The sequence below is a fragment of the Enterovibrio gelatinilyticus genome (assembly GCF_028683095.1).
Taxonomy (GTDB): Bacteria; Pseudomonadota; Gammaproteobacteria; order Enterobacterales; family Vibrionaceae; genus Enterovibrio; species Enterovibrio gelatinilyticus.
The window spans coordinates 1-20,190 of the sequence record NZ_JAJUBC010000024.1; the positions used below are offsets into that span (position 1 = coordinate 1).

A 20,190-nucleotide genomic window follows, 5' to 3' on the forward strand; every position below is an offset into this window, starting at 1 on the left:
CTGAAATCATGCTTTCTAGCCCTTTTAACGCACGGAAGATCAAGGTGCGATGTGCCCAAGGGCACGCGAGGGAAACATACAAATGATAGCGACTAGGTTCTGCTTTAAAGCCACTTTCGCCGCTTGGTCCTGCTGAGCCATCTTGCGTTACCCAATTGCGAAAGCTGGTGGCTTTGCGAGTAAAACGTCCGTTGGTTTTCGATGTGTCATACCAATCGGTGCGCCATTTTCCATCCACTAATAAACCCATATCTCGCTTCCTTCGTCTCAACCTTCGATGGACAAACAATAATCAACCTCATGAAATGAATAAACAGCGATAAATTGAAATGATTGTTCTCCAAGCGAGAACGAAAGGCGTAATGGGCGACAAATGCGAGAAAGAAAGAGAAAAGAGAAAAGAGAAAAGAGAACAATTTTTACTGAGTCACGCGTACTTACAACAGTGAATGCAGGGCAATCCCTTGCCCAGTGACGTGAAACTTAAGCGATTTCCGAGCGCTCGAGAAGCACCATCACCTCAGTGTGATCGGTATGAGGAAACATATCGAACCACTGCAAACGTTTAACGGTATAGCATTGCAGAGCATCAAGGTCTGTTCGCAAGGTGTCAGGATTGCAGCTTGAATAAACAATGTGTTTGGGCGCCAACGCCGAAAGCTGTTCGGCCAATTCAGTGCCGAGGCCACGCCGCGGCGGATTCACCAAGACCAGATCAGGTGCTGAGTTTTGACGCTGTGAAAACTGGGTAGAATCTAACGCATCGAAGTCGAGGTTAGTGATCCCCATTTCATCCGCAGACCGTTTAGCGCTAGCGATGGCCTCGGGTTCGATTTCAATCCCTGTCACTGAATTCGTCACGTCAGCACAATGCAGGGCGAAGCCGCCTACACCACAGAAAAGATCCCACATACGCTCTGGCGCTATCTCTTTTACCCACTCACGCGCAGTGGCATAGAGTTGAGCAGCAACTTTAGGGTTAGTCTGGAAAAAGCTTTTCGGACGGATCACTAAAGGCACATGATTGAATCGTTCGATAAGGTGTTGTTCTTGTGTGAGAAAAATCTCTTCGTCACCTTCCAAACGTGCCATATGAACTGGCTGAATGTTTACCGTCACAACGCGAACCTTTGGAAACGATTGCTGTAAACGAGGTAGATTCGTTTCAAATCGCGCAATAGCCTCTTGGCTTCGCGTAACAAATCGCAGCATAAACTCACCGCTAATCGCCGCGCGAGTCAGTAAAATATACTTCAGCTCTCCTTTCTTCTTTGCTTTGTTGTAAGGCGAAATACCCGAGGTACGAATCCAATCACGCAGGTAATCCAACAATTCCTTCATGTCGTCTGTGTATAGAGGACAATGCGTCAGGCTTGCGGGTTCTCCGCTGGGCATCTCAATACCCAATACCGGCGCATGTGCAGCGCCCATCACCACCATTTTCGCTTTGTTACGACAAGCCACTTCATCGCTTAGCACGGGCGATAGCCACTGCTCCGGCAGACGTTGTTCAAACAAGGATTTTAACGCTTCGTCTTTTTGTTCAATCTGTTCTGTGTAAGGTATTTCTCTCAATGAACAGGAACGGCACGTATGCTGATCAAAGAATTTGCAACACATGGGGATCCACCACCGCCAGAAAAAACGCAAGTCTATGCTTCCTGAGAAAAATGACCAATCGCGTTATTTCTCGTTATCTAAAACGTTTTTTATCGTAGTAAAAGTCAGAAAATCACAGCAATAACAACGCAGAAAACGGCTTTTCACTTGAGGTTAAAGGCACAGATAAGGAATACTGAGCAAAATAGAAAAATCCTTGCTCACTAGCGACATAAGAGACGCACCCAATGAATATTGATTTAACCCAACTCGTCACAGAAAGTCGCAATGCCGCCAGTGCAAACATCGATACTTTATCGACATTAGACATGCTGACAGTGATCAATCAAGAAGATCAAAAAGTCGCTCTCGCAGTGGAAACGCAACTGCCCAACATCGCCCTTGCAGTCGATGCGATTACCCATGCCTTTGCCAATGGTGGTCGCTTAATTTACATGGGGGCAGGAACGTCAGGCCGTTTAGGTATTTTAGATGCCAGTGAATGCCCGCCAACCTATGGCACAAAACCAGAAATCGTCGTTGGACTTATCGCAGGAGGACACCCCGCGATATTAAAAGCGGTCGAAAATGCCGAAGATAACGCAGAACTTGGTCAGCGCAACCTTGAAGAATTAGCCTTAACACGCCACGACGTTGTCGTTGGCATTGCGGCAAGTGGGCGCACACCATATGTATTAGGCGGTATGCGCTACGCCAAATCAGTTGCTGCAACGGTCGTCGCCATTGCGTGCAATCCGCACTGCCCAATGGTTGATGAAGCGGATATCGCCATCACCCCAGTTGTTGGCCCTGAAGTGGTGACAGGTTCTTCACGCATGAAAGCAGGTACGGCGCAGAAACTGGTGTTGAATATGCTGACCAGCGGCGCAATGATTCGCAGTGGTAAGGTTTATGGCAACTTAATGGTGGATGTGGAAGCCACCAACGCCAAGCTCGTTCAGCGTCAGGTGAACATTGTCATTGAAGCAACCGGCGAGTCACCTCAAGCAGCCGAAGCAGCGCTCAATGCTTGCCATCGCCACTGCAAAACCGCCATTCTGATGTTACTGGCGGGGATTGATGCACAAGAAGCCAAAACAAGGCTTGAGCATCACAATGGTTTTATTCGCGCCGCATTAAACAACAGCTAGACGACAGCTAGCACTAAACAGGCACATGGCGTCATATCCTGCCCAATGCGCGACACATTGGGCTTTTTTATGCCTGTAAGAGAGCATTTTTCCATTTTTTTTTCACTTTCTTGCATCCAATTTTCTTTCTCCTCCGTCTCTTGTTCTAGGTCTAAACCACGTCACGATACAAAATTCAGACCCCAATATTGCAGTCATAAACCTTCTCTCCTAGGGCGTCATGCGCTTTTGCGAAGTCTTAGTCTTGGCTGTGGTATCACCGAATGGACAGACGGCACACACCAATGATTGCACAATGGCACGCCTCTTTATCTTTGGTTTAAAGACAAAAAAACACTCGATCACACCAGTGATGACGTAGAGAAAACGTTCAACATATCATTCAACAACAGGGGTAATCAGTGAGCGTCGAAAAACAACAACTAACATCGCTACTCTCACGCGTAGCGCTTAGAGACAGAGAAGCATTCGAAGCGCTTTATACCTTAACCAGTCCTCGGCTATTTAACCTATTAACTGCCATGGTGAAAGATGAACAACTAGCAGCAGATCTTCTTCAAGAGGGCTTCCTAAAACTCTGGTTTGACGATCGTCGTTACCCCGTCGAACATCCTTGGGCCTGGCTGTGCCAAAGCATGAGAAACCTCGCTATTGATGAACTACGGCAACGAAGACGACGACAAGGCGATAACCAGTCACCGTATGTGCTTTCGGATGTGCAATCTACCGCCATGAATGTATCAAGCCAATCAAAAGACCCCCAACGCCTCGATGTTTGCCTCGAGGCGTTGGCGTATGAAAAGCGCAATGCCATCGTACTCGCCTATCAACATGGCATGACACACCAAGAAATCGTAGAGCACATCAATTCGCCGCTGGGTACAGTAAAGTCATGGATCAGACGCGGACTACAGGAGTTGAAGCGATGCCTAACCGAATAACAGCAAAGCGCTATGCATCATTCGAAGTTCGCGACAGACTTGCTGCGCAATATGTGCTGGGTACGTTGCCTCCCCGAGTGCGTCGCCGGCTGGAGAACTTGATTCAACAAGACCCAACATGGTGGGAAAATATCGCCCATTGGCAGAAACACTTTAGCGGGTTAACACCGTCGATGGATGAACACCTTGAAGAGCAGCAGTTTTCGACTCCTCCCAGTAAGGTCTGGGATCGGATTTCAATGGCTCTGTTCCCTCAAACACATAGAAATGCGTCAAATTTCATCACTCGCAAACCTACACGCCAATGGCCCTTGTGGTTCATGCCTGTTGGTTTTACCTTTGCTTTAGTGTTGGGGCTATTGCTAAGACCTATCATTACTCCAGAGCAAAACACACCAATAAATGATACACCATCAATAACGTCAATTTCCCGCGTTCAGCCTGCCGCTTACTTCGCCATGATGTCATCGAAAGTCGAAGATAATCAATTTGCTCTAGTCGCGTATCAAGGCGCTAGAGCCGGAGAGTCCACACTCCGACTACAACGAAACCTGAGGGAAACAACATTGCCATCAGAGACCGCCATGGTATGGATGCGTGACAAATCGAGTGGGAAATTGCGAGAGGTGGGGACGTTACGGAGCATCAATGACACTCGATTCATGAGCCCAGAGGAATGGAAGGCTCTAAAAAATAGCTCAGAGCTACTCGTGACAGAAAACGGCGATCCTAACAGTCAGCTGCTGTATCAGGGTGATTGTGTCGAGTTGAGCAACTGGAATGCAATCTAAGCAAGTAGCTGGCAATAGTAAAACAACGCCACCGTAACCCTGATAACACAGAGGGCAGAGTAACGCGATTCACTCTGCCCTCACACAGTATTACATCACGCCTTGTCATGTAGGGGGACATTGCAGAGCACCATGTTGGTGCGGTGAAAGTCGGTAACTTGCACAATTTTGATGCACCTGATGTTTCCACATCGTTAAATAACGGTGCAATACATTCCCAAAAATAGCCTTTTCACCCCCATTGATATCATGATGTTATACGCCATGCGCACCTTCTTGGTGTTTCATTGCCCCCTTCTTGAGCAACTCGGCACGATTCGTGCTTAAACACCCTTTAGGAAAACACCGTTCTCAAGGAAGTAGAGGAAATCATTGTGGAAAATATTAGTAGCGCGATTCAAACGCTGACGGAAAGCGCGAACACGCTCTTTATCTTGATGGGTGCCATTATGGTACTTGCCATGCACGCAGGCTTTGCCTTTTTAGAAGTCGGTACGGTCAGGCATCGTAACCAAGTTAACGCACTGGTTAAAATCATGTCCGACTTCGGTTTCTCTGCGCTCGCATATTTTTTTATTGGCTACTGGGTAGCCTACGACACAACCTTTTTCAGCAGTGCAGAAACACTTTCAGCCAACAATGGCTACGAACTGGTTAAATTCTTCTTCTTGATGACGTTCGCCGCCGCGATTCCCGCCATTATTTCTGGTGGTGTCGCAGAGCGCGCAAAATTTACGCCGATGTTGATAGCAGCCGCAGCGATTGTCGCCTTTGTTTACCCATTCTTTGAAGGCCTGATTTGGAACGGTAACTTCGGTTTCCAAGATTGGCTAGAAGCCACATTTGGCGCGGCTTTCCATGATTTCGCTGGCTCGGTCGTCGTTCATGCAGTCGGTGGATGGATTGCACTCGCTGCCGTACTCATCCTTGGTGTGCGTAAAGGTCGCTACCGTGGCGAACGTTTGATTGCATTTGCACCTTCTAACATTCCTTTCCTTGCCCTCGGTGCATGGATTCTGACCATCGGCTGGTTTGGCTTTAACGTCATGTCAGCGCAAACGCTGGACGGCATCAGCGGTTTGGTCGCCGTGAACACCTTAATGGCAATGGTTGGTGGTATTGTTGCTTCACTCATCGTCGGTAAAAATGACCCAGGCTTCCTACATAATGGCCCTCTAGCCGGTCTGGTTGCTGTGTGTGCGGGTTCTGATCTTATGCACCCAATTGGTGCGTTATTCACGGGTGGTGTTGCGGGCGCATTGTTTGTCTGGTTGTTCACCTTGACACAAAACCGCTTCAAGATTGATGACGTGCTGGGTGTTTGGCCATTACACGGTGTGTGTGGCATGTGGGGTGGCCTAGCTGCTGGTATCTTCGGATTAGAAGCACTGGGCGGCCTTGGTGGCGTTAGCTTTATGTCTCAGCTCATTGGTACCATTGCAGGCGTTGTCATCGCTTTCGTCGGTGGTTGGATTGTTTACACCGCAGTTGATAAAACCGCAGGTATTCGTATGACAGAAGAAGACGAATACAACGGCGCAGATTTGGCAATTCACAAAATTGCTGCAACATCAGAAGACTAGTTACACGCTTTAAACACACCCATTGAAACATGATCAAAAAGCCCATCTCAGTATCTGAAATGGGCTTTTTTGTTTCAGGCGAATACTCGACAAGTTAAGCCAAGTTCAGTAGGTACTTGCTCTTGAAAGTCGCTGTGATGTGCGGTTAACCGTGTTATTTTGGCAAGAAATGAGATTGATAATATTTTGGCGTAACGGCGAGTTTCTTTTTAAATTGACGCTGAAAGTGTGCTTGATCCGCGAAGCCAAGTTGTAGCGCGACATCAGCAATATCATTGCCCGATTTCAGCATGACTTTGGCACGCTTAATTTTCTCATCCATCAAGTATGCATGCGGTGGCAAACCAAACTGACTTTTGAATGCTCTGAGCAGTTGATAACGACTCATACCCGCTTCTTGCGCCAAATCTTCGAGTTGATGGGTGTGGTCAATGTCATCTAACAGCTTCTCACGAATTTGCATCAATCGCGGCTGTTTTGTCATTCGACCTACCTGTTCTTGTCCCCATCTACCCAGCATGGCCTCGATGAAATCAAACAGGCACACTTGCGCTTGTAATGCACTCGAATCAGATTGTAATGCCTCGAACAAGGCTTGAAACCGTCGTTGAATATCGGGATGGCGCTCTACATCGTGCAAAAAAGGGGTGTAGTCTGATGTATCTCGTTGAAGCACGTCTCTTTGCACGTCACCCATTTTAAGCGTATCAACAAACAACATGCTGTAAGACCAAGTGCCTTCATGTGGATTACAGGCGTGCACATCGACCGGGTTGATCGTCACCACATCGCCTCGCCCAATTTGATGGCTATGTTGACGATTACGATAATTGGCCTGCCCTTGGTTAATGATGCCAAACGAAAACTCGTCATGAGAATGCGCTTCATAACAAGCATGGCTTTGGCTAGCGACTCTCAGTTCTACCCAAGGCAGCACGGTGCTTTGCTTGAAACTGGCACTGATGTCCTTTTTCATTGCTGTCCTTTTTTTGGTGAGAAGTTTGGTGAACAATTAAACACATGTTATCGCGAACGATTTTCCTTATGTCCATATCATTACCACAGAAACAGCCAACAACCCACCCATCACGCGATTAAAGTCACGTTGCTGTTTTGGATTCTCGAGACGCGTAGCGAGCACCGTCCCCAACGCTGCCCAAACACCGACACCCACCAAGCACAAAACCAATGACACACTCGTGAAAATCAGCAGATATAGCGCCTCATCGCCGCGCCCAACCACGAACAAACCGACACCAGACATGGCGACCAACCACGCTTTCGGATTGAGTAACTGTGTTAGCGACCCGGTCATCAATCCCGATCGTATTGATGATGAGGTTTTCATAGACGTTGTGGGCGCTGTGAAGATTTTGTACGCCAAGTAGAAAAGGTACGCACTTCCCCCCACTTGCATGACCCCTTCCAGTTTGGGTAGAACTTGCAACAAACCGTTCATCACGCTGCCCGAACAATACACCACAAATGCATAGGCCAACGACGCCCCCAAAACATGCTTTGCTGCCTCCAACATCCCCGAATTCGCTGCCGTACTGGTCGCTAGAATATTCACTGGGCCCGGTGTTACCGCACCGACGAAAGCAAAGGTCGCCATCGCCAAAATTACACTTTCCATATCGTACTCCTGTTTCGATTGAACCAGCGTATGGCAAATCAGCGTCTGGGTATTGAACGATATTGCAGCAGGTCAACGAGCACTTTTAACTTGTTGATCAACAAGGCTGATAAAAACCTTCTCATGATGCGTCAAATCTATTCGTTGAATCACATTCCAAAGGTGATTTGCGGATTATTCTGAGCGCTGTTAATTACGTGAATTGGTCGTATATGAATGCCCTCTTACTTGTTGGTTTAATTGTATTAAATGGACTTTTTGCGATGTCAGAAATTGCTCTGGTCGCATCAAAAACCAGTCGCCTCAAAAAGCTTGCCGTAAACAGTAAAGCAGCGGCGGTTGCTCTCGTGCTGAAAGAAAATCCAAACACCTTCCTCTCTACCATTCAAATCGGTATTACCGTGATCGGCTTACTTAGCGGTATCGTCGGTGAAGCCACGTTATCGGTGCCGTTTGCTGAACTGATGGTTCAAAACGGCATGGATGCAGAAACCGCCAACGTGTTATCGACGGCGTGTGTGGTGGTGGGAATTACCTATTTCGCGATTGTAGTGGGTGAGTTGGTGCCAAAACGCATCGCGCAATCTAACGCCGAAACCATCGCTATCGTGGTTGCGTTCCCAATCCATTGGATATCTATTATCACGCGTCCTTTTGTAGTGGCACTGAGCGCCTCAACACAGATGCTACTTAAACTGCTTAGAGTCGACCAAAACAACGATGACCTCGTCACGGAAGATGATATTCAAGCCATCGTCAATGAAGGCTCAGAGTCCGGTGCTATCGAGCCGCGAGAGCAAGTGATGATTCAGAATATTCTTCACCTTAATGACCGACTCGTAGGCTCTTTGATGACACCACGACGTAACATCGACTTCCTCGATATCGATCAACCGATCACTCAGATACTTAAGCGAATACGCAGTACCAAGCACAGTGTATTTCCTGTGTGCCAAGGTAACCTAGACAGCGTAATCGGTACGGTATCAGCCAAAATGCTACTGAGTACAGCCAACGAGCTATCAACCATCACGATTGGCAAACTTCTCAAACAGCCTTTATATGTTCCCGAGTCTATGAAGGGACTCACCTTACTCAATCACTTACAAATGCATAGTGCAGAAATGGCCTTCATTGTTGATGAATATGGCGACATCCAAGGTCTCGTGACTCACTATGATTTACTAGAAGCTATCGCTGGCGAACTGTCTTTGTCCCCTCAAGAACAGTGGGCTAAAGCGCTGCCTGAAGGTGGCTGGGTGATGGATGCGCTGATCCCTATCAGTGAATTCAAAAGCAAGTTCAATGTGCCACGCGTAAACGGGGAGGAGGAGGAAGGCTTTCAAACCCTCAACGGCATGTTAACGTGGCGAGCTGGGCGTCTTCCTGTTGAAGGTGAGATCATTCATCACGATCGATGGGTGTTCGAGGTTTTGCTAATCAACCACAACCGAATTGCACGCGTAAAAGTCTCTGAGAACATCCAAATTGACGAAGCAGTTAGCTAAATAGGCAAAAAAGGTCAGGATAAAAAAGAGCCCGGCACCCAAGGAGGAAATGCCGGGTATGGATAACAGAACCGAATGAAAAATACTGTTATCAAAGGAGTGTATTCACGCTAATGCCAACTCGAAAGGCCCTCGCGCAGATGATCACGACAACAAAACAAAGTGTCCGTTAGCATCAGAAAAATGAAGCTTGTTGGCGTGGAACTGGAGACCAAGGTGATCGCCCGCTCCCACTTCACTTTCAACAGCGGTGCGAACAATCACTTTGCCCAAATCATCGCAATCAACAACTACATAGATATCTGCACCTAGGTATTCAGTCACATCAATAATGCCTTGTCATTTTATCCACCGGCGAGCTTGCCCGAGTTGTTAGGTGAAGCGGTTGACGTGTTTGCTGTTTAAAGAAGTCAAAACGAGTAGCTAAATAAAAAAAAGACCAGCAACATGCTGATCTTTTCGTTTTAAGATAAAGGCATTTAGAATGCTACAGCTTACGCCCTAGCCTTTTTTCAACCTGCTTCTTTTCCCATTCTGGGCCAAAGAAATTGAACACTTCAAACGCGCTTAAACCATGGGAAACAATGCCAATACCCCAACCTAACGCTGGCCACCACGCCCAAATGTACTCAGGGCTGGTCATGTAGTTCAAAATGAACAACCCTGTAATGACAGCGGCATAGGTGATCAAGTGCGAGTAAAAACCTTTGATTTCTCGAACTTGGTTAAGAATTTGTGTTTCTTCTTCCGTAATTTTAACGTCTGCAGTCATGTCGGGCTCCGGTATTTTTTGAAGGTCAGATACTTGAAGTTCAAAAACAGCAGCCAAAGATTTCAATGATTCCAGTCCCGGTTTATCACCGCGCTCAATCCGTTGAATGGTACGAACACTTAACCCACTCATTTCAGATAGTTGTTCTTGAGACCAACCTCGCTGTAACCTGAGTTTTCTGACAATCATCATTTAATCCTTTCTGCTGTGTGCCCTTTAAATCTACAAAAAACAGGAGGACATTCACCACGACACGGTAGTGTCACTTACCCGACAATACTTTAAAAACATACATTTAGCACTGCGCATACAAGGTTTCAAATTTAGACGACAGCAATGCGACAAAAAGCCGACTCATAAGTAATTAATAGAAACCGACGCGAAAACTACAGGCCCAAACGCGCTGAGAGCCATTCGGCAATATCCTTTATCTGAGGCATACACACTTGGTGCTCCATCGGGTACGTTGACCAATTTGGTGCAAACCCAGCGGCCATCAAATCATCTCGTGCATCTTCACCCATCGCAGGAAGAACCACAGGATCGTAACTGCCATGCATGATTTCAATGGGAATGGAGCGATTTGCGTTCGCATATTCAATGGTGTCAGAGGTTGGAAAGTATGTAGACAATGTCAGCAATCCAGCTAATGCTTTCGGAAAGCTCAACGCCGCTTGATAGGCCACGGCACCACCTTGCGAGAAGCCAGCAAGAACAATGCGTTCAGCGGGAATACCACGCGCGATTTCACGCTCAATCAAAGCAGACACTTCTGACGCTGAATCAAGCAACTGCCCAACATTCAGCTTACGTCCTGCACCCATTTCGAGAATGTCATACCACGCTGGCATCATCATGCCACCATTGACGGTAACAGGAATAGATGGCGAATGAGGGAAAATGAAACGAACTGGCGCATCTTCAGGTAGACGCAATTCAGGCAGGATGGCTTCAAAATCATGACCATTTGAACCCAACCCATGCAACCAAATAACAGCTGCACTGGCTGTGATCTGCGGTTCAACTTCTACGCATTTGAGCATTTTTCTCTATCCCTGTTTTTGTCATTACGTTGGTTTACTTCGGAAAGCGAATTCCATGATGATTGAACAAGAAGTTACACACTTCCTTCTTTTTCAATGACGAGTATACAGGTTCCTCCTTGCGGATATGTCACCTCTTTCTGAGTTGAAGGCACAGCTTCTCTGCAATTCATTGGCAGACGTTATACCCCATCAACCTAAAGATGCTCGATTTCAGAGGCCATCAGTGCGAGTTTACTGAATCCTGCATCTTCAGGTTGTTTGGGGATATATATTTCAGAATAAGAGCATGATGATGATGAAGAAGAAGGATGCGGATTAAAGAGATAGAGATTTGATTTCTTAGCCGTGTTGAAAACAAATGACTTACGTCGCACGTAAATTACGTGCGAGCGTACAAAGAGTTAAGCAGGTGTAGGTAGTTCAGTGCGAACCACACTACCCATAGGCACGGGCACCATGATAGAGCGCCCAAGCTGCCCGACTTCCATGGCGATAGGTCGTGCGCCTTCGCCATCAACCAAGATACCCGTCATGCCTTTGAGAGGGCCATTAATCACTGCCACCGTCGCACCATTAACAAGGTTATTAGCCAATGAGGTGACATCATCATAGTGATACAGAATGGTTTTAATTTTCACGATGTGTGTTTCAGGAATAGCAGCTAGGTAGTTGCCATTTCTGATCAAATGCGAGAAACCAGGTGCGAGTTTTACCTGCTGTAAACCTTCAGGCAACGTGCGCACAAAAACATGAGATTTAAACAAAGGTTCATACGTCGTTTTGGTTTTAATGCCCACCATGGTTCTGATAGTTCGGCGTGGCAAATAAACGTCATACCCTTTTGCTGACAAATGTTCGAACAGAATATTCTCTGAATGATCATGGGTATAAACCGCATACCAACGATAGTAATGCAATGCTATCTCTCCTAACATTCCAAGCGTTGAAATGGCCGTCAAAGGCCAATAAGCAATAAGCAATAAGCAATAAGCAATAAGCAATATATCGGTGCAAACACAAGCCAACAGAGTCAAGACTTGCTTTGCGATACAAGATCGTTGCGCGGAATGCTCGACACCCACGAACGACGGTACCAATAATGAGCGCGATACTATCGCTAGTTACTCAGTGAGGAAAGAAAATTAGCGAGTTGTTGAGAGAAGGATTTTTCCTAGCCTAAAACTCTTGGTCGATATCACGATGACGAGGGAAACGTTGCGGTCATTCTCACCTTGTTTGGTGCTACCTCGCAGTCATTCTATGTTGATGATGAAGCGATTGAAATACCATTTAATGGCTAAGCATCCACCAGCGATTTGGTGAGGAAATGCAGAGCCTGTTCGTCTGCGGGGAAATCGTTCAGTGTCATTCTGTTTTGATAGCCTTTCTTTTCGTAAAAAGGTTTAGCCTGAAAACTGAAGGTATCCACCATGGCTGACTTGCAACCCTGCTCAATGGCAAGGGCTTCCATTCTCTGCATCAACTCCGTTCCCACCCCTTGCCCGCTTAAGGAGGGATCGACCCAGAGATAAAGGATGTGCATCCAATTTCCCCATAGGCGCGAGATAATACCTCCCATGCGAACGCCATTTTCATCCAACGCAAAAATGCCTATTTGAGTCTCTTTGAGGTGTTCAACAAAAGGGTCGTTAAACGCACGCAGCCCCGTTCGAACATCCTGAATGTCTTGCTCTGTGGGATTGGCAACGATTTGATATTCCATCATTCATCCTTGAGTTTGACTTCAGTTTTTCTGGGTAGGCAAATAAAAAGTGAAAGCCACATGATGGCTCTCACTAATACACAAACAACCTGAGATACAGGGTTCAGCGAGGTTGATTGGGAAGATATATTAGGGCATTTTCTGAACGATGAGAAACAACTATTTCGGCAAAAATATGCGAAATAACGCGCCTTCTTCATCACTCAAATGCAGGGATTTTTTGCGCGGACGAGAATAACTAGATGCATCATCCAGATCCCAGTGGGGAGACTCCACACCATCATCGATAGCCATGGAAATCCCAAGCGCTTTGAGCTCATCCAAGTTTTCTGATTCTTTAACGACATCGCCGCTCAGTACATTTACCAGCTTCATACTGCACCTCTCGTCAGGCATTTCCTTGTACCCAAACAACCTGAAAGCTCAGTATTCAGCAAATTTGGGCACTAACCTAATATCGAAGCTAGCAGAGAAATATGACAATCTCGCGAATCATTTATTACAGACTCAGAGCACGCTGTTACGACGATTGATGATCTGCAGAAATCGCTTGCTTTAACTGTTTGATCCGCGTCTCTTTGTATCCAAAAATACCAAACATTGCGACAGTCACGCCGATGCAAGTATAAAGTTGAGTTTGGGAGTAAACGTCAAAGTTTGAAAACAAGAAAAACAGCATCAGTGCCATCAAAACAGCCTGAATGACCCAACGAGACTTATCATTAAAGTTAAACGATTGACCGTCTTCATCGATTCTAACGTGCACGCGCCCGACCAGAAATCCAAGGTTTATCAGCAACCCATCGTTATCTGTCGCTTCTTTGTAATCAATGCGGTTTAACGCTAGGTATTTTTCCAGACCTTTCTGATCCATGTATTCACTCTCCTCAATCGCAAAATGGCAGGACACAACAACCTAGGCTTCACAAAAACAATGAGTTCACAACAACCTAGGTTCCCTGCTCGCACTGATAATACCAGAAGGATACACGGGCAACAGTGTCTAATGCGCAGAACACCCTCTAGGGGGGGCGCATAAAAAAGTGAGAAAATATTTCACCCCTTTCGGCGACTCGCCCGTTTATACCGAAAAACCTACAGAAAAAAGGAACGGTATATGAAGCGCAATCAAGTCTCTATTGCAGTTGCAGCAGCTCTCACAGTGATCATCGGTTGTTCAGAATCCACCAGCGACAACACACAAACAATCGCAGATTCATCCACTCCAATCATTCAAGAAGAGATCATGGTGGAGGTAGCGGAAGAAGCAGATGTCATGCATGTGATGCCATCTCGTCCTGCGGCAAAAATGGCCTATGCCCGTGTTGGGCAAAATCACCTTTCGGTCATGCCAATGCCAATCGCAGACTCCTACTTTGAACCAGAGAATCGAGATAATTACCTAGACACGCCAAGCAATGGCACAAAGCTGGTAGCTACGTCACCGCTTTCAACCTTTTCAGTGGATGTTGATACAGGCAGCTACGCCAATGTGCGCAGTTACCTCAAAATGGGAAATAAACCTCCTGCAGATGCGATTCGCGAAGAAGCCTTCATCAACTACTTTGACTACCACTACGCCGCACCAACTACCAAGGTGCAGCCGTTCTCTGTCAATACCGAGGTCGCACCCGCGCCTTGGAATGCAGAACATCAACTGATACGCATTGCCCTAAAGGGCTATGACATTCCAGTTAGCGAGCGAAAAGCGTCAAATCTGGTGTTTCTGGTGGATGTCTCCGGCTCAATGAACCAACCCAACAAACTGCCATTGCTGGTGCAGAGTCTCTCGCTGATGGTGAAAAACCTCAGTGCCAATGACAACGTGAGCGTGGTGACTTACGCAGGTAACGCTTCTGTCGTGCTTAAACCCACAAAGGGAAGCGAGCAAACCACCATCATCAACGCACTAAAGAGCCTGCAGGCTGGCGGCGGTACATACGGTGAAAGCGGCATTAAACTCGCCTATCAACAAGCCAAAGAAGGTTTTATTCGTGAAGGGGTCAACCGCGTAGTCTTGGCAACAGATGGTGATTTTAACGTAGGAGTCACCAGCTTAGACGCGCTAAAAACCTTGGTGGAAGAGGAAAGAGAAAACGGAATTTCACTGACGACTCTTGGTTTTGGCCGTGGTAACTACAACGATGCCATGATGGAGCAACTTGCAAATATCGGTGATGGTAACCACGCCTACATTGACACCCTGCATGAAGCGCAAAAAGTGCTGTTGCGTCAGATGAGTGGCACGCTACAAAGCATCGCGTCAGACGTCAAAATTCAAGTGGAGTTTAATCCGAATGCCGTCAAAGAATACCGCTTGATTGGTTATCAAAACCGCCAACTACGCGACGAAGATTTCAACAACGACATGGTCGATGCAGGAGAAATTGGCGCGGGACATACTGTCACTGCGCTCTATGAGGTCACCCTTGTGGGCAACAAAGGCCGTATTGACGACCTTCGCTATCAGCAAAAGCAAGCAACAAAAACAGGCTTTGGTGACGAACTGGCACAGGTGAAAGTCAGATATAAACTACCAAATGAAGATCAAAGCAAGCTCAAAACGTATCCAGTGAAGAGCCATACTGGCAAGCCAGCCTTCACAGAAGCGAGCTCCGACTTTCAGTTTGCTACCGCAGTTGCTGCCTTTGCGCAAAAGCTCAAGGACAATCACTACGTGAATGGTTTAGCCTACAGTCAAATTGCCGATATCGCCCGAGAAAACCGAGGAGACGACCCTCACAATTACCGCGGTGAATTTATCACCCTGGTGGAGATAGCTCAGAACCTTTAATGGACAGCCTAAGTTTTTAATGAACAGTCTAAGCGACGAAAACTTGATGGTGAACTTCAGCGAAGGCGAACAGCGCGCCTTTGCTGAACTCTACAAACGTCACAAAAATCCGCTTTACCGCTACTTCCTACGGCAGCTTGGCGCGAGCCAGCACGCCCGTGCAGAAGAGCTGTATCAAGATGTGTGGTATCGCGTCATTGATAAAAGGGAAAGCTACACACCGACCGCCAAGTTCACCACTTGGCTCTATCATATCGCCCATCATTTGGTGATTGATGAGCACCGCAAAAACCTTTCGTCAGACAACTACGCCAAATCCCAAAACGATGAACAGCGAGATACACCCGACATGGACGGCGATAAACATCAAGCCATCAAATCATGCATGAGCTTGTTAGCGCCCTTGCAACGCGAAGCTTTTTTGCTGCGCCACGAAGCGGGGTTTGAGCCCGCACAGATTTGCGAGATCGTCGGCGCGAAAGCAGAAGCCGTGAAAACCCGCCTTCGCTACGCGATGGAACAATTAAGAGACTGCCTGACGAAAAAACTGGGAGAACGACAATGACAGCGCCATTCAAAGATGAAGACATCGTCGCGCTGTACAAGGAAAGCGCGACGGAAATCCCAAGTGAAGCCTTGAATAATCGTATTTTAGGCTACGCACAAGCACAAACTCGCAAGCGCATTCCTTGGTGGACGTATGCAGGAATTGCCGCAACCGTGGGATTTGTCGCCTTGCTCGCGCCGTGGACATGGGTCGACCAAAGCCTTCAATCTCCTGCTCATATTGAATTGATGGAAGCACCAATACAAAAGCAGAATCGCCAGCAAGCAGACAGCTTAGAAATCGAAGCAGCGGTTGAAGCCGATGAGGCTCCCGTTGAAGAGCAACTCATGCTGAAATCACTGCCTAGCGAAGCATCTCGGTCAATGGAGTTCCAACGCGCACCTCAGGCCAAATCCAACGCGAAGATGAAGGTTAAACTCAACCCATTCAAAGAAGTAGAAAGCCTGCTCGCAAAGGGAGAGAAACAAAAAGCCATCACATTGCTTAAAGAGCAACTGGACGAACAGCCAGAGTTACTCAGTGAACTGCCATTGCATCTGATTCGTCTTCTTGAAGAGAGTGCCGCCGAAAAGTGAGAATGATTGGGTGATATTAACTGACAACGTGAATGATTCATTACCGGGCAATCGTATGAAAAAATTTCATTTTATTGGTTTATCATTCTCTTTAGGTTCTTTAGCGTTTGGGTCAGTAGCGTTATTTTTCATGTCCGAACCTCTGCTATGATTCGACCCAAACCACATTTCAAGCACTTTGTGAACTTTGTCCGAAAACAAGCCTCCTAACAATCCAAACAGCGCACAAGAATATGGATTAGAGGTACTTACACCTCTCGACAGAACTTCATCAACAAAAATTTTCGGACCACCTTTGACTGCAAAATAAAGGATAACCCCAGTAGTAAGACCAATCAAAACCAGCTCAACACTGAGAAAAACATCATTTTTTTGCATAGTGACTATAGTCGCACCCAAAACGCCTGAAGATATGAAAATCATCAAAAGTAGAGTGTCATTTGACTGGCCTTCTAAATACAATGTAGAAAAAAACGAACCATCCGAAAAATCAACACCAATACGCATATCCGCTATAGTTTCTTCAACTAATTCTAATTCGATTTTTTTTGCTGTCAAACTTGCATTTTCGTAATTTTTTTCTAGACTAACTTCAAGAGAAACCTGTTCAATAAATTCCTCCAATCCACCACCTCCAGATAACATTTCCTTAATACTCAATAGCCTTTTATCAGCATTTTCACCATACAAAAATTCGTAGTCTTCAACATATGATCGCCAAAAACCCTCATCGAAGTAACCATTTACATTCAAGTTCAAAAGATAATCCTGAAAGACATCCAATTCATCTAGGTTGTTTCTAATTGAATCAACATCCTGGCCCAACAAGCTAGATTTCTTTTTGTAATTTATTATCTTAATTGCTTCATTAGATAACGCCCCTAATGAACCAATTTCATTAGCACGAATTCTGTCATCTATTTTTGCGATTGCAACATGAGGTGCTAACATTTTGTATTCCAATATTTCATCTCTGACCAAGCTCATTGGAATTTTTCCATGGACAATAAGAAACCTCAGCTCTTCTATCATCGCGTCCGTCACTTTAAAAGTGTCCATATCTGAACTTGACACGTACCGCTTTCTCCCATCATCGTTTCGGATGTCATCTTTATATAAAGAAAAAAGCAAGTCCACCCTTTCTTTCTCTAATCTAGATAGCAAACTGTCCCTCCCAGATATTTCATTCACAGAAACAGCGATTATTACAATTGTAACAAGCACACAAACAATCCTTGTTAATTCATAAACACCATCCTTAAATTTGTATATTCCATTGAAATTCACCGCCCTATATCTCAAATTGGAAATTATCTTCATAACACAACCCTACACTCAGGTTAACATCCAAAACCAGCGACCGGACTGAAAACAAAATTCATCCACCACCATTAAGATAGGTGAGTCCATAAATATATCCGTATCAATGTAGAGATACACGAGAGATAATTATAAGTGTTAGTTTTGACTACTAAGCGGGTTTTATATACATAGTTTTCAGTAAATCCCCCCCTCTAATCTCAAGCTTTCTACAGACTTTCCCAATCTGGTTAGAATCAAAAAGGCCGGTTTATCACTCCGGCCTTTTGGTATTAATTGGCGTCAACGTCATACCAGGGGAAGGGTCCCATAAATTCGTCTGACAAAATTCGCCAGATGTTCATTTCCAACCACTGGTCATAACCCACCCAATGTTGATACTTTGGTAGCTTCAATGTGGAAGGGATCATAAATGGGTTTGTGCCTTTCTGTAGCTCAGCATAAAAGCCCGCTCGTAAATCCTGAATAAATTCAAGTTGGGCCTGAATTTCAGCTTTGCCACCGCCCTGAAGAGGTCTCTCACCTTCATTGTGTGAAAACACAGCGCGATCAAAATCAAGCTCTAATATCTCACTCAACGAACGCTCCCATTCTCGGGGGTTAAAATCTGGTACGACAGCAAATATCACGCGATTGGGGGTCACGAGATCGGCAATGTAGGCAATCCGTTCTTTCGGCAAAACAAAAACGGTCATGCCCATACCATGGTTTAGACCCAAGAAATGCAGCTCAACCTTAGTATCACCAAACATTAAATCCTTGCGATAGCCCGACCACGTGTCCGTAGGGTTAACCATGTCAGGGTAAGGGTTGGCCTTTATCCACTTCGCTGCATCTTTGTGAGCCAGAGTCTTAGCGCCTTCATCAAGGAAGACTTGCCCGCCACTAGAATGGTCCCAGTGATTGTGTGTTTGAAGCGCCCAAATAATTGGTTTATCCGTGATCGTTTTTATCTCTTCGACCATGGCTTTAGCGTGAGGCGTGTTGATCGTTTCAAATACAACAACGCCCTCATCAGTGACGGCAAACATAGAGATGTACTCTCCAGATTGCGAGAAACTGTAGATGTTTTCAGCAATCTCGACGGCCTTCGCTGATTCCTTCGCTTGCGCAAGCGACGCACCGAAAATTGCAATATATGCAATTAATATGGAGCTAAGTGTATTGAACCTTTTCATGTCGTCATTCCTTGTTAGTCCTTTAATGACAAAAGGTAGCAGTTGTGACAATGACTAAAGAAGGTGCTAATTTGCATTTACGGATTGTCAAAAATGCAATAAGTATGATCACTCCCGAACAAGCGTTTCTTCAGGTCGTCGAATCTGGTAGTTTCAAAAAAGCAGCACTTCATCTCGACGTGGAAGCCTCATCACTCAGTCGAAAAGTCGCCGCATTGGAAGCAAGGCTTCAGGTCAAACTGCTACAGCGCTCTACTGCTCGCTCACTGCCAACTGAATTGGGTCTGGCTTACTACAAAGGCCTAAGCAAGCTCACCATTGAGCAATCTGCGCTGGAAGATGAAATCACTGGCGGTTCGTCTTCAGTTCGCGGGCGATTGCGAGTGAGTGCCACCGTGGATTTTGGCGAGCAGTTTCTGGTGCCCGCCATTTTGCAGATCCAAAAACAGGCACCGGACTTGTCGGTGGAGTTGTTGCTTGGTAGTGACGTAGACAATCTGCTTGAGAAAAATCTCGATGTGGCGTTTCGCTTTGGGCCGCTGGCTGATTCTTCGTTATATGCACGACAGGTGGGCGAGATTCCCCGCGTGTTGGTGGCAAGCCCTAATTATCTAGCGAGAATGGGAACGCCGAAAAAACTCGAAGATCTGAAGTCACATCAGTTTGTGATGTATTCGCTCTCTCAAGCGAGAGTAGATATTGCGTTTGACGATGGTAATCTGTTTTCCCATCAAGGCATTCACAGCAATGTCGCTGCCAACAGCTTACGATCAATTCGCCCTTTGGTGGTCGCAGGAGCTGGGATTCATTGGGGCCCAAGATGGTTGTATCAACAAGATCTGGATGCAGGGAGTGTGGTTGAGTTGCTGCCAGAGCACCCCGTCAAAGGCTTCTCGATTTTTGCGGTTTATACCGCAAGAGATTACCTCCCCCAGAAAACACGATTGTTTATCGAATGTGTAGTCGAACAGCTCTCAGCATTGAGGGATTAGATTTCGCTATCAG

At 46.2% G+C, this 20,190-nt stretch carries 21 protein-coding genes and 1 pseudogene; 9 read left to right on the forward strand and 13 right to left on the reverse strand.

Annotated elements, in window-relative coordinates; genetic code table 11:
- A pseudogene (locus tag LRP50_RS18050) lies at positions 1-250 on the reverse strand (glutathione S-transferase family protein); the annotation flags it as partial.
- Positions 251-483: 233 nt separating this feature from the next.
- Entirely contained in the window at positions 484-1,620 is a 1,137-nt protein-coding gene (gene rlmC, locus LRP50_RS18055; protein WP_274165845.1) for a 23S rRNA (uracil(747)-C(5))-methyltransferase RlmC, read from the reverse strand.
- A gap of 227 nt (positions 1,621-1,847) precedes the next feature.
- On the opposite strand from rlmC, the gene murQ reads away from it, so the two are divergent.
- The 4 genes from murQ to LRP50_RS18075 all read left to right on the forward strand — a co-directional run bounded on the left by murQ (position 1,848) and on the right by LRP50_RS18075 (position 6,065).
- A complete protein-coding gene (gene murQ / locus LRP50_RS18060) occupies positions 1,848-2,750 on the forward strand; it encodes an N-acetylmuramic acid 6-phosphate etherase (protein WP_274165846.1) in 903 nt (300 codons plus the stop codon).
- Positions 2,751-3,151: 401 nt separating this feature from the next.
- Positions 3,152-3,691, forward strand: a complete 540-nt coding sequence (locus tag LRP50_RS18065; RefSeq protein ID WP_274165847.1) for an RNA polymerase sigma factor — start codon at positions 3,152-3,154, stop codon at positions 3,689-3,691.
- Positions 3,676-4,482, forward strand: coding sequence for a hypothetical protein (locus tag LRP50_RS18070; protein ID WP_274165848.1), 807 nt, complete (start codon positions 3,676-3,678; stop codon positions 4,480-4,482). The genes LRP50_RS18065 and LRP50_RS18070 overlap by 16 nt, the downstream gene beginning before the upstream one ends.
- Before the next feature lie 374 nt (positions 4,483-4,856).
- Positions 4,857-6,065 carry an ammonium transporter gene (locus LRP50_RS18075; RefSeq protein WP_274165849.1) on the forward strand — a complete coding sequence of 403 codons (1,209 nt, stop codon included), beginning with the start codon at positions 4,857-4,859 and terminating at the stop codon, positions 6,063-6,065.
- A 154-nt stretch (positions 6,066-6,219) separates the two neighbouring features.
- On the opposite strand, the gene LRP50_RS18080 is transcribed toward LRP50_RS18075, so the two are convergent.
- Both LRP50_RS18080 and LRP50_RS18085 read right to left on the reverse strand, forming a co-directional pair.
- On the reverse strand, positions 6,220-7,041 hold the full coding sequence (locus tag LRP50_RS18080) for a helix-turn-helix transcriptional regulator (protein ID WP_274165850.1): 822 nt from the start codon (positions 7,039-7,041) through the stop codon (positions 6,220-6,222).
- Positions 7,042-7,107: 66 nt separating this feature from the next.
- The gene (locus LRP50_RS18085; protein WP_274165851.1) at positions 7,108-7,701 is read right to left on the reverse strand and encodes a LysE family translocator; all 594 of its coding nucleotides are present in this window, start codon (positions 7,699-7,701) and stop codon (positions 7,108-7,110) included.
- Between the two features lie 212 nt (positions 7,702-7,913).
- On the opposite strand from LRP50_RS18085, the gene LRP50_RS18090 reads away from it, so the two are divergent.
- The gene (locus LRP50_RS18090; protein WP_274165852.1) at positions 7,914-9,209 is read left to right on the forward strand and encodes a hemolysin family protein; all 1,296 of its coding nucleotides are present in this window, start codon (positions 7,914-7,916) and stop codon (positions 9,207-9,209) included.
- Between the two features lie 144 nt (positions 9,210-9,353).
- Here the strand turns inward: LRP50_RS18090 and LRP50_RS18095 are convergent, their stop codons facing one another.
- The 7 genes from LRP50_RS18095 to LRP50_RS18125 form a co-directional block, all read right to left on the reverse strand.
- Positions 9,354-9,542 (reverse strand): TOBE domain-containing protein, encoded by a 189-nt coding sequence (locus tag LRP50_RS18095; RefSeq protein ID WP_337992921.1) that lies wholly within the window; start codon positions 9,540-9,542, stop codon positions 9,354-9,356.
- A gap of 154 nt (positions 9,543-9,696) precedes the next feature.
- The gene (locus tag LRP50_RS18100; protein ID WP_274165854.1) at positions 9,697-10,170 is read right to left on the reverse strand and encodes a 2TM domain-containing protein; all 474 of its coding nucleotides are present in this window, start codon (positions 10,168-10,170) and stop codon (positions 9,697-9,699) included.
- A 197-nt stretch (positions 10,171-10,367) separates the two neighbouring features.
- A complete protein-coding gene (locus LRP50_RS18105) occupies positions 10,368-11,024 on the reverse strand; it encodes an alpha/beta hydrolase (RefSeq protein WP_274165855.1) in 657 nt (218 codons plus the stop codon).
- A 404-nt stretch (positions 11,025-11,428) separates the two neighbouring features.
- Positions 11,429-11,944 (reverse strand): transcription termination/antitermination protein NusG, encoded by a 516-nt coding sequence (nusG, locus tag LRP50_RS18110; RefSeq protein WP_274165856.1) that lies wholly within the window; start codon positions 11,942-11,944, stop codon positions 11,429-11,431.
- Positions 11,945-12,324: 380 nt separating this feature from the next.
- Entirely contained in the window at positions 12,325-12,750 is a 426-nt protein-coding gene (locus LRP50_RS18115; RefSeq protein ID WP_274165857.1) for a GNAT family N-acetyltransferase, read from the reverse strand.
- Between the two features lie 159 nt (positions 12,751-12,909).
- Entirely contained in the window at positions 12,910-13,125 is a 216-nt protein-coding gene (locus LRP50_RS18120) for a hypothetical protein (RefSeq protein ID WP_274165858.1), read from the reverse strand.
- A gap of 145 nt (positions 13,126-13,270) precedes the next feature.
- Positions 13,271-13,624, reverse strand: coding sequence for a hypothetical protein (locus tag LRP50_RS18125; protein ID WP_274165859.1), 354 nt, complete (start codon positions 13,622-13,624; stop codon positions 13,271-13,273).
- 243 nt (positions 13,625-13,867) lie between these two features.
- Here LRP50_RS18125 and LRP50_RS18130 point away from each other — a divergent pair, with 243 nt between their 5' ends.
- The 3 genes from LRP50_RS18130 to LRP50_RS18140 are packed head-to-tail and all read left to right on the forward strand — an operon-like array spanning position 13,868 to position 16,687.
- Complete coding sequence (locus LRP50_RS18130) at positions 13,868-15,544, forward strand: vWA domain-containing protein (RefSeq protein WP_274165860.1); 1,677 nt, start codon at positions 13,868-13,870, stop codon at positions 15,542-15,544.
- 19 nt (positions 15,545-15,563) lie between these two features.
- A complete protein-coding gene (locus tag LRP50_RS18135; protein WP_274165861.1) occupies positions 15,564-16,109 on the forward strand; it encodes a sigma-70 family RNA polymerase sigma factor in 546 nt (181 codons plus the stop codon).
- Positions 16,106-16,687 (forward strand): hypothetical protein, encoded by a 582-nt coding sequence (locus tag LRP50_RS18140; RefSeq protein ID WP_274165862.1) that lies wholly within the window; start codon positions 16,106-16,108, stop codon positions 16,685-16,687. The genes LRP50_RS18135 and LRP50_RS18140 overlap by 4 nt, the downstream gene beginning before the upstream one ends.
- Before the next feature lie 66 nt (positions 16,688-16,753).
- On the opposite strand, the gene LRP50_RS18145 is transcribed toward LRP50_RS18140, so the two are convergent.
- Both LRP50_RS18145 and LRP50_RS18150 read right to left on the reverse strand, forming a co-directional pair.
- On the reverse strand, positions 16,754-18,007 hold the full coding sequence (locus LRP50_RS18145) for a hypothetical protein (RefSeq protein ID WP_274165863.1): 1,254 nt from the start codon (positions 18,005-18,007) through the stop codon (positions 16,754-16,756).
- Between the two features lie 272 nt (positions 18,008-18,279).
- The gene (locus LRP50_RS18150) at positions 18,280-19,185 is read right to left on the reverse strand and encodes an MBL fold metallo-hydrolase (protein WP_274165864.1); all 906 of its coding nucleotides are present in this window, start codon (positions 19,183-19,185) and stop codon (positions 18,280-18,282) included.
- A gap of 50 nt (positions 19,186-19,235) precedes the next feature.
- Here LRP50_RS18150 and LRP50_RS18155 point away from each other — a divergent pair, with 50 nt between their 5' ends.
- Entirely contained in the window at positions 19,236-20,177 is a 942-nt protein-coding gene (locus LRP50_RS18155; RefSeq protein ID WP_274165924.1) for a LysR family transcriptional regulator, read from the forward strand.
- The last annotated feature ends 13 nt before the right edge of the window (positions 20,178-20,190 follow it).